The sequence below is a fragment of the Mucilaginibacter sp. genome, assembly GCF_039207105.1.
Taxonomy (GTDB): Bacteria; Bacteroidota; Bacteroidia; order Sphingobacteriales; family Sphingobacteriaceae; genus Mucilaginibacter.
Map to the genome: position 1 here is coordinate 1 of NZ_JBCECK010000181.1, position 9198 is coordinate 9198.

Annotated in this window: 8 protein-coding genes; 2 read left to right on the top strand and 6 right to left on the bottom strand. The window is 43.3% G+C overall.

What is annotated here, in order from left to right; all coding sequences use genetic code 11:
• Positions 1–54 precede the first annotated feature (54 nt).
• Positions 55–1305 carry an alkaline phosphatase family protein gene (locus tag AAGC65_RS22760; protein WP_343114767.1) on the bottom strand — a complete coding sequence of 417 codons (1251 nt, stop codon included), beginning with the start codon at positions 1303–1305 and terminating at the stop codon, positions 55–57.
• Positions 1306–1601: 296 nt separating this feature from the next.
• On the opposite strand from AAGC65_RS22760, the gene AAGC65_RS22765 reads away from it, so the two are divergent.
• Together AAGC65_RS22765 and AAGC65_RS22770 are read left to right on the top strand one after the other, a co-directional pair.
• Complete coding sequence (locus AAGC65_RS22765; protein ID WP_343114768.1) at positions 1602–2216, top strand: DUF1080 domain-containing protein; 615 nt, start codon at positions 1602–1604, stop codon at positions 2214–2216.
• A 274-nt stretch (positions 2217–2490) separates the two neighbouring features.
• Positions 2491–3339 (top strand): metallophosphoesterase, encoded by an 849-nt coding sequence (locus AAGC65_RS22770; RefSeq protein ID WP_343114769.1) that lies wholly within the window; start codon positions 2491–2493, stop codon positions 3337–3339.
• A 180-nt stretch (positions 3340–3519) separates the two neighbouring features.
• Here AAGC65_RS22770 and AAGC65_RS22775 read toward each other — a convergent pair whose 3' ends face one another.
• The 5 genes from AAGC65_RS22775 to AAGC65_RS22795 form a co-directional block, all read right to left on the bottom strand.
• Positions 3520–4485, bottom strand: coding sequence for a Gfo/Idh/MocA family oxidoreductase (locus AAGC65_RS22775; RefSeq protein ID WP_343114770.1), 966 nt, complete (start codon positions 4483–4485; stop codon positions 3520–3522).
• Positions 4486–4606: 121 nt separating this feature from the next.
• Positions 4607–5674: a hypothetical protein gene (locus AAGC65_RS22780; protein WP_343114771.1), complete on the bottom strand. Its 1068-nt coding sequence runs from the start codon at positions 5672–5674 to the stop codon at positions 4607–4609.
• 69 nt (positions 5675–5743) lie between these two features.
• Complete coding sequence (locus tag AAGC65_RS22785) at positions 5744–7327, bottom strand: D-aminoacylase (RefSeq protein ID WP_343114772.1); 1584 nt, start codon at positions 7325–7327, stop codon at positions 5744–5746.
• A gap of 7 nt (positions 7328–7334) precedes the next feature.
• Entirely contained in the window at positions 7335–8222 is an 888-nt protein-coding gene (locus AAGC65_RS22790; RefSeq protein ID WP_343114773.1) for a class I SAM-dependent methyltransferase, read from the bottom strand.
• Between the two features lie 209 nt (positions 8223–8431).
• Positions 8432–9184, bottom strand: a complete 753-nt coding sequence (locus AAGC65_RS22795; RefSeq protein ID WP_343114774.1) for an ATP-binding cassette domain-containing protein — start codon at positions 9182–9184, stop codon at positions 8432–8434.
• Between the last annotated feature and the right edge of the window lie 14 nt (positions 9185–9198).

Below are 9198 nucleotides of genomic sequence, written 5' to 3' on the forward strand. Positions count from 1 at the left end.
TAAAGCTAATTCTGTTACCGAATTACTTGACCTTTACAGCAATGACAAGTTTTTTTATTTCTTATCCTCCAGTACAACCCACCGGTTCACGGTATTAAATTCTCCCTCAATGCAAACCTTGTAAAATTTAGACGGTATGTTTTTTACATTGATCAGCTCATGCTCTTTGGTAACCGGCACTTCGGCCAGTAACTGGTAATCATCAGGTTTGCCTTCTTTGTAGTTATTGGTTGCAGCTACCCATATTTTTACTTTGCCGCTTGCGTTCATGGCTTTCCAGCTTACGTCAAGTGCGCCCTGCATAAAGTTTGCCTCGGGTTGCGCTACTGAAACCTGGCCGATGAGTGATATGCCGTCCATTTCGCGTAATTGGGCTGTAGGTACCTTTACATTTAAAAAGGTATTGATAGATGGTGTAATATCAACAATGCCCGGGTAGTAATATTTAGCATAGTTGTTAAGCGGCTTGTAGCTGGTAACCATCCAGGTAGATCGCTGACGGGTGCTTTGTCCACCGTGATCTTTACCGTTCAGCTCGCTGCGGCCATGATCGGTAGTGATAAAAATGATCCAGTCTTCCTTAAAATTTTTCTGGCGATATTGTATAGCCTGCCAAATACGGCCAACCTGGGCATCCATTTTTTCAATGGCATCATAATATTGCGGACTGTCACCATGCGCGTGGCCCATATCGTCGGTGTATTCCAAATAAACCCATGACAGGTCGGGCGCTTTATCTTTGATACAATTAGCGGCCGATGTAGTAACCTGTTCATCAATCAAGTGCATATAATTACCGGCCTTATCATGCGGAAACTTTACCGTATCCAGTTCATATCCATCATACGCATAATCTGGATGGATGTTACCCGCCGCAGGCAGGCCATCGCCAATCAGTTTGGTACGGTTATCTGTCCAGCTCGAAAAAACAGCCGTTTTTTTGTTAGGGTAAGCATTCTTAAACATTCGGAATATGTTCCAATAGTTATAGTTAGGATCTTTAATATCATTACCCCAAACATTATGCTTGTTTACCCAGCTTGAGGTAAGCAAACTATTGTAGCCATTGGCAGATATGGTTGGTGTTTGCGAATAGCCGCCCTTTTCGCCGCCAACATGCGCGCGAAGATAAGTGCCTTGTTGCGCAATCATTTTCAGGCTAGGGGTATTCAGCTTTTCAATCACGTCGGCTGGGATGCCATCAGCAATTATAAAAACGGCTTTTTTAGCGCGAGTTTGCGCGTTTAGGCTATGTGTGGCCAGTAGCATTAACACAGCTACGCCAAGTTTAAGAGGGTTTAACATCGTATAAAAATATGTTTGGTACAAGGTACTAAACTACGGCGTTTCCAGAATCGGAGGCGTTAATAAATTGTTATGTTTTAATTGAGACTAAGGGACAGTGGGACTATTGGACTGTAGGACTAAGAGATTGTAAGATGAAGGACAAAAGACAAACCCTTACTTGGTTCTATAATTTATCTCAAAGTTCTTTGTCCCACAGTCTCACAGTCCAAAAATCCCAAAGTCCTTGTTCTTTAATCCTTTTATTTCTACCTTTTGTGAAATTAACCAGTTAGCTCATACTATAACCTATTACTATGAAAAAAACAATGTCGCGTATTATCGCACCAGTTTTGATGCTCGTAGCCGGATTTTTATTTAGCAGTCTTCAGGCCAAGGCACAAACCGATAACTGGAAACCGGATGCAGGTTTTGAAAGTCTTTTTGATGGCAGCACGCTCAACGGTTGGTGCTACAGGAGCAAGGAGGGCGAAGTGACCGAAAAATTCGATGGAAAAAAGGTATCATCCGACGGCAGATATTCGGCCGCGAACGGAGTGCTCACCGTAAACTATCCGGTTGGTGTTGAAAGGAAGGTTCAGCAATCATGGACGCAACGTGAGTTCCCTAAGAATTTTATCTTCAAGATACAGTTTCGGGCTTCCAAAAATGCTGATAGCGGTGTTTTTTTGCGCGGCAAACAATTGCAATGCCGTGATTACCTGGTGGCCGGCCCTTATAAAGATTTAAAAAAGTACAAACCACAAGACTGGAACACCATTACTGTTACTGTGAAAGATAATATAGCCCACTGCGAGTGCAACGGCGAAGTATTGGAAGATGCTTATGTGCTGCCGCCAACCGGCCCAATGGGCCTGGAAGGCGACCGCGGGCAAATGGAATACCGCCATATTGAAATAAAGGAATTGTAGAAAGGTAAAATTTCGGGCATGTTTTTAAACTATTACCGGGCACACTTACGAAGTTTTTAAAACTTCGTAAGTGTTTAATAGTATAATGTCATTTCCCCTCTCTGACGCAAGTATGAAGTATGGACTTAAGTGTATGGGTTACTTGTGTCTTATTCTGCATAGTTCGCTGCGGCAAGCTCATACTTTATTCATTGTTAATTATTTTTAGGCGATGCCACCTCCTTAATCATCTCTTAACACAGGGACTGTACATTTACATAAAATAATTTATCAAATGACCACCCGCAGAGATTTTATTGGAACCGGTTTGGCCGGTATAGCAGCTTTAACTTTATTGCCAGCAGTTAACACTTTTGCCAGTGTTGATAACGACTATAACCGCCATAACAAAGGCAAGCTAAAATTACGCTTCGCCCTGGCATCTGATATTCACTACGGTCAGCCAAATACTGATTATGCTACCAACACTGCAAACATGGTGAAATGGATCAACGCCGATCATGCCAAAAATCACCTGGATATGGTGATCATCAATGGTGATCTGGTACATAATCGCCCGGATCTGCTGCCCGAGATCAAAACAAAGTATCTTGATAAATTAAACGCCCCATACCATACTATCCCCGGAAACCATGATTTTGCTGATGCCGCCCTTTGGCAAAAAAACTTTGGTTATGAAGATAAATACACCGTAGATTTTGGCGACATAGGCTTTGTGTTAGCCAATACCGCAGATACCAAAGGAACCTATCTTTGCCCTGATAATGTTTTCATCAAAGCATCGCTTGAAAAATTTAAGGACAAAAAAATTGTGTTTGTAATACTGCACATCGCTCCGTTTAAATGGCAAAAGGATGATTTTTTTGTTGATTGCCCCGAAACTATGGAGTTGCTGCATGGCTACCCGAATGTGAAGGCTACCTTCCACGGACATGACCACCTGTTAGATGGTATACGTTATACAGGTAATAAATTCCCACACTTTTTTGATTCGCACATCGGCGGCGATTGGGGTACCGATTATAAAGGCTATCGTATTGTGGAAGTAGATAATGACAATGCCATTTACACTTACCAGATCAACGCGAGCCAAAACCCAACATTGAACTCTAATAAATTATAATTGTAAAAATTTTACTGCCGCGAGTTTAGCGTAAGCGTAACTCGTGGCAGGCCATTGAGTAAGCTTTAAGCTTACGAAAAATAAAGCCTTGACTATATAAACGAGCTGAAAGCTCTTTACATGCAACTCACGAGATGCGCTTACGCTAATCTCGCGAGAGGGAAGTTTCTACAATTAAATTTATTTTTCCGAAGGAAACTTCAAGCCGATCTCTGCGCGAGCCTTGTCAATCAGATCAATCATTTGTTTTGACAGTTGATGGCTCATAATAGGGCTTTCTGTTTTCCCTGCTTTGATCAGATCGCAGAAATGGGCTATTTCATAATTGAGGCCACCAGCGGTAAATGGCTCATTGAGTTCGATACTGCGACCGTCGAGGTAATCAATAGTGGCGCGAGCCGGGTTCCACCAGTTTTTATGAATGGTAATATGTCCCAGCGGACCGGCTATCAACGCATCGCCTTTACCATGCAAATCAAAACCAGCATATAGTTGTGAGTAACCACCTTCATGCAACGTTTGAAACACCGCGAACATATCTATTCCCGTTTGTCCATAACGCCCCATCGCCTGTACATCCTGGAGCTGGCCAAGCCAGTCGATAGCTAAAAAGGCCTCATATATACCAATCTGCATTAAAGAGCCGCCAACCAACTCAAGGTTAAAATTCGGATGATCGGGAGGGCAATCCGCTACAGCCGATCCCGCGCGTACATAACCTGCCGGGCCAATAGGATCGGTAGCCAGGTGTTCTTTTAAACGGATGTATAAGGGGTAAAAGGCCGGTTTCATGCCTTCCATAAAAAGCAGGTTGTAATCTTTTGCTACGGCAAGCACCTGTTCCAGTTCGGGCAGGTTAACGGTAAGCGGTTTTTCGCAAAGTACATGCTTGCCAGCTTTTAGAGCGGCAATGCTGTAAGCTGCATGGCTATCAGGTAGGGTAGCAATATAAACCGCATCAATATCGGTAGCCAGTAATTCATCAACACTGGTGCATCCAATGCCGCCATGTTCGGCCACAAAAGCATCAACCGTTGATGCCCTCCTTGACCATGCCGATACCAGCTCTGTGTCCGGCACCTCACGCAGGCCCTGCATAAACCTATGCGCAATACGTCCGCAACCGATAATACCCCATTTGATCATTTTGAGTAATGAGTTTTAAGTGGTGAGTTAGGTAATACGTTTGATGTTGTACGTTATACATTCTGGTTTAAAGATTCTTAAAACGTATAACGTACAACGTCAAACGTACAACATCTTCAGTTTATTGGTACTGAATGTAGATAGGGTATGGTTTGTATCTTGATAAAACTTCCTCAGGTGTTAACATATGGTGAGGAGCTTTTTTGATATCGTTTTTATAAAACAATTTAAAGCCTGTAAACTGAACCGGTTCCTGGTTGATGAAATAACGGTAAGTTCCGGTTTTCAGATCGGGCTCGCCCCATCCGTCCATATCCATTACCAATTGTATTTCTTTACGCAGTTTTATGTTTTTATAGTTAGTCACCATTTTTTTAGTAAAGCGGTGTACTATTAAAATTTTAGGAGGCAGATTGTATTTTTTAACCAGTCCAGCTAAATAACCGGAAACGTAGTTCACGTCTGCCGCGTCATAAGTGCCAATTTTTTTACCGGGTTTAGTTCCATCTTTCATAGAAAATTCAGGGTCCATACCAAAATGAACTTGTGGCATAGCCAGGTACTTTTCAAGTAAAGGCAATTCTGCCTGAATATTGCTTAGGGCTACCTGCACATCTAAAAACACAATAGCGTGTGCTTTTTTAGCTAATACCAATACGCTGTCTATCTGTTTAAACGGCATACGGTAACGGAACTTACCGTCTTTTCCAGGATCGCCCTGGGCTACTACGGCAATATAATGCAGGGCAGGCTGCACCGGCGTTTTGGGATCGGCTTTTTCCCAGTGCTTTACTTCGCTTTTTAATTTGGCCAGCATTTCGTTGGGAGGTAACTCTCCCAAAATACCCATCCTTTTGGAGTATAGGTTACCATAAAAGGCCACCACGCGTTTAAACGGTAAAATAGCTCCGTTCAATGGGTATGGCGTGTTTTTAACTGGCCATCTGCCGGTGGTATCGCCATGAGCGTTAAACACCAGCAGGCTGTCGTACAATTTTTTATCCAGCGGGGGATAGCTTGATTTTACAACGCTTAAAGTGTCCTGAGTTTCAGTTTCGCCTTTGGCCGAATCAGCCTTGGCCGATGATTGTTTACCGGCCGACTTACCGGTACTGCTGCTTGAGTTACAGTTGGTGAGCAGGGTTATGGATAATAAAAGCGCTGACGCAGAAAGGAAAAAATGTTTCATTATAAATGATTAAGCTAATTTGATGTGAGTTTCCGGGCTTATAGCGCGTTGTAACTGGTTAATTATTAATTATTTCTGTTGATATCCGGGGCCGTGCAAAATAACACCTTTTCTGGTACCAATATGCTTAAAATTATCAACAGTTATATTACCGTTCACTAAAACATATTTAAAACCGGTTGAATAAGCGTGCGGGTGTTCAAATGTTGATTGATCTTTTACCGAGCCGGCGTCAAAGATAACAATATCTGCAAACATGCCCGGTTGTAACAAGCCCCGGTTGGTGAGGTGGAATTTTTGAGCCGGCAGCGAGGTCATTTTGCGTACCGCGTCTTCCAGCCGGATAGCACCTTTTTCGCGTACATAATAAGCCAATACCCGGGCATTGCTGCCATAACCGCGCGGGTGCGGAACACCGGAGCCAAACAGACGGATTCCCGAATCGGACGCTACCATTGTAAGCGGGTATTGTAATATGCGGGTAACATCATCCTCATTTAAACCGTGAAAAACCATAGAAGCGCTACCAACCTTGGTAATATCCAAAATGGTTTCAATTTCATCGGGTATGGTAGACGGGCGGCCTTTATCGATATTGATCTGCATAATGTTTTTACCATTGATAGACGGATCGCCATCACAATGGGCAACTACGGCGTAATCAAAATGCTGGCGGGTGCGCCTTTTCATATCGGTGATCATTTCGGCAACTACCTTTTGGTGTATCAGCGGATTATTGAGTCTTTTTAAAACAGAATCGTGGCCGCCATCCTGCAGCCAATCGGGCAGAAGCACATTAAGGGTAGTGCTGCTAGCAGTGTATGGGTACTGATCTACGGTAACATCCAACCCTTCCTGACGTGCTTTTTCTACCATAGCGATCATATCGGCTGAGCAGTTCCAGTTGGGCAAGCCAACCTTAAAGTGCGATATTTCTACCGGCATATTGGCCTGCCTGCCAATATCAATGGCCTCGGCAATGGCATCAAATATTTTATCGGTTTCGTTACGCATGTGCGAGGTATACACACCATGATATTTAGCGCTCGCTTTTGCCAGCGCGATAACTTCGGGGGTTTTAGAGTATAATCCGGGCGTATAAATTAAACCTGTAGAAAAACCAACGGCTCCATCGCGCATGGCCTGTGCAACGATGCCCTGCATTTTTAATAATTGAGCTGGGGTAGGGGTTACAGCAGCCTTGCCTAAAACAGCCTCGCGCACATCATTATGCCCAATAAGGCTGGCTACATTTACGGATAGCTTGATGCTCTCCAGTTGTTTAAAGTATTGGGCTATGTTGATGTTGGAGCTGCCACAGTTACCGGTGATCACGGTGGTTACACCATCGTAAATAAAATTATCGGCAGTGGGCGTTTTCTTTTCATCGCCCTCAATATGGGTATGTACATCAATAAAACCGGGAGCGATGATAAGTCCAGATGCATCAATGGTTTTAGAGGACTGACTTTTAGAAAGGTCGCCAATGCTGATGATCTTATCTTTAACAATGCCCACATCGCCATAAAACCAGGGGTTGCCCGCACCATCAATGATCTTGCCATTTTTAAGGATGATATCATAGCGTTGTTGTGCGTAACTGCATGTGGTTATTAATAGCAGGAATACGGTATACAGCCTTTTTCTGAGCATGCTTTAGCTATGAACGCGTTTTAAAGAATTTTCCGAAAACACCAAGAGGCAGTTTTGACCCCGCGGTGGCTTGCAGGTAAAGCTCGCCAATTTCCAGATTCTCCACTTTAGGGAATGCACTCTTGATCAGGTTTTCGATAATCACTGACGAAAAGCCCAATGAATAGGTATTCAGGATCAGGAAATGTTCATCAGGATCAAGTAGCTGAATTACATCGGCCATCATTTCGTTGATATTGTCTTCCAGTTTCCATTTTTCGCCGTTGGGGCCATTGCCATACGCGGGAGGATCAAGGATAATGCCGTTATATTTTTTGCCGCGCTTCAGTTCGCGCTTTACAAATTTAAGCGCGTCTTCCACCACCCAGCGAATATTGCTAAGACCAGATATTTCCTGGTTTTCATTGGCCCAGGTAACTACCTGTTTAATAGAGTCAACGTGAGTGGTATCGGCACCGGCAGCCTGTGCAATTAACGATGCACCACCTGTGTAGGCAAACAGGTTAAGCACCTTGGGTTGCGGGGTTTTAAATTTTTTAATGTTTTGGCTAATGTAATCCCAGTTTACAGCCTGCTCAGGGAAAATACCTAAGTGCTTAAATGAGGTAAGGCCCAGCCTGAATTTAATGGCCGCGTCCTTGTTTTTATATTCAATATGCCAGCGGTCGGGAGTTTTCTGATCTTTCTTTATCCAGTCGCCCGCCGTAGCTGAGCGGCCTTTAAATTTAATATGGTGCAGACGCTGCCATTCAGATGCAGGCAATTGCTTGCTCCAAACAGCCTGTGGCTCGGGTCTGATCAATATAATGTTCCCAAAGCGTTCCAGTTTCTCAAAGTCGCCGCAATCAATCAGTTCGTAATCTTTCCAGTGCGTTGGGGTTAATAGTTGAATCATGAATTTAGTATCAAGTAGTTAGTATCAAGTATCAAGACTAACTGAGCCTTTGATACAAGGCGCAAATTTAATATTCTTTTTTGGTATCAAGCGGGTTAGTATCCGTTATCAAAATGGTATAGCAAAAGAGATTACAAAGTAATATCCGTATCAGTCAGTGTTTAACAGTCTTGATACCTGACACTAATTACTTGATACTCCTTGAGAACCTACAACTTTGCTCTTGCTGCCTGCATAAATTTACTGGCGAATACAAAATCGTTCAGCTCCTGGTTATCGGTGTGGGCAATTTCTTTATTGCTGCCTTCCCACCATTTTTTACCCTGGTGCAAAAATAAAATATGATCGCCAATACCCATTACCGAGTTCATATCGTGTGTTACCACTACGGTAGTTATCTGGTATTCTTCGGTAAGCTCGTTGATCAATTCATCGATCAGGATAGATGTTTTAGGGTCGAGGCCGGAGTTGGGCTCATCCACAAACAAGTATTTGGGCTGCATAGATATCGCACGGGCAATACCTACACGCTTTTTCATACCGCCCGATAGCTCTGAAGGGTACAGCTTATTTTTACCGGCAAGGTTAACCCGCTCCAGACAAAAATTGGCACGATCCTGTTTTTCGGCTTTTGATTGCTTAGTGAACAGGTTGAGTGGAAACATGATGTTTTCTTCAACCGTCATGGAATCAAAGAGGGCCGAGTTTTGAAAAAGCATGCCTATTTGGGTACGGATAGGTACCCTTTGCTCAAAATCCATTTCGGTGAAATTTTCACCGTTAAATATAACGTCGCCTTTGGTAGGGTCATGCAGGCCTACAATACATTTCAGTAAAGTGGTTTTGCCCGATCCGGAGCCGCCGATAATGAGATTGTTTTTACCTGGTTTAAATATCGCGCTGATACCCTTGAGTACTTCGTTTTCACCAAATGTTTTGTAGATGTCTTTAATTTCAATCATAGTAGCAGGCGTGA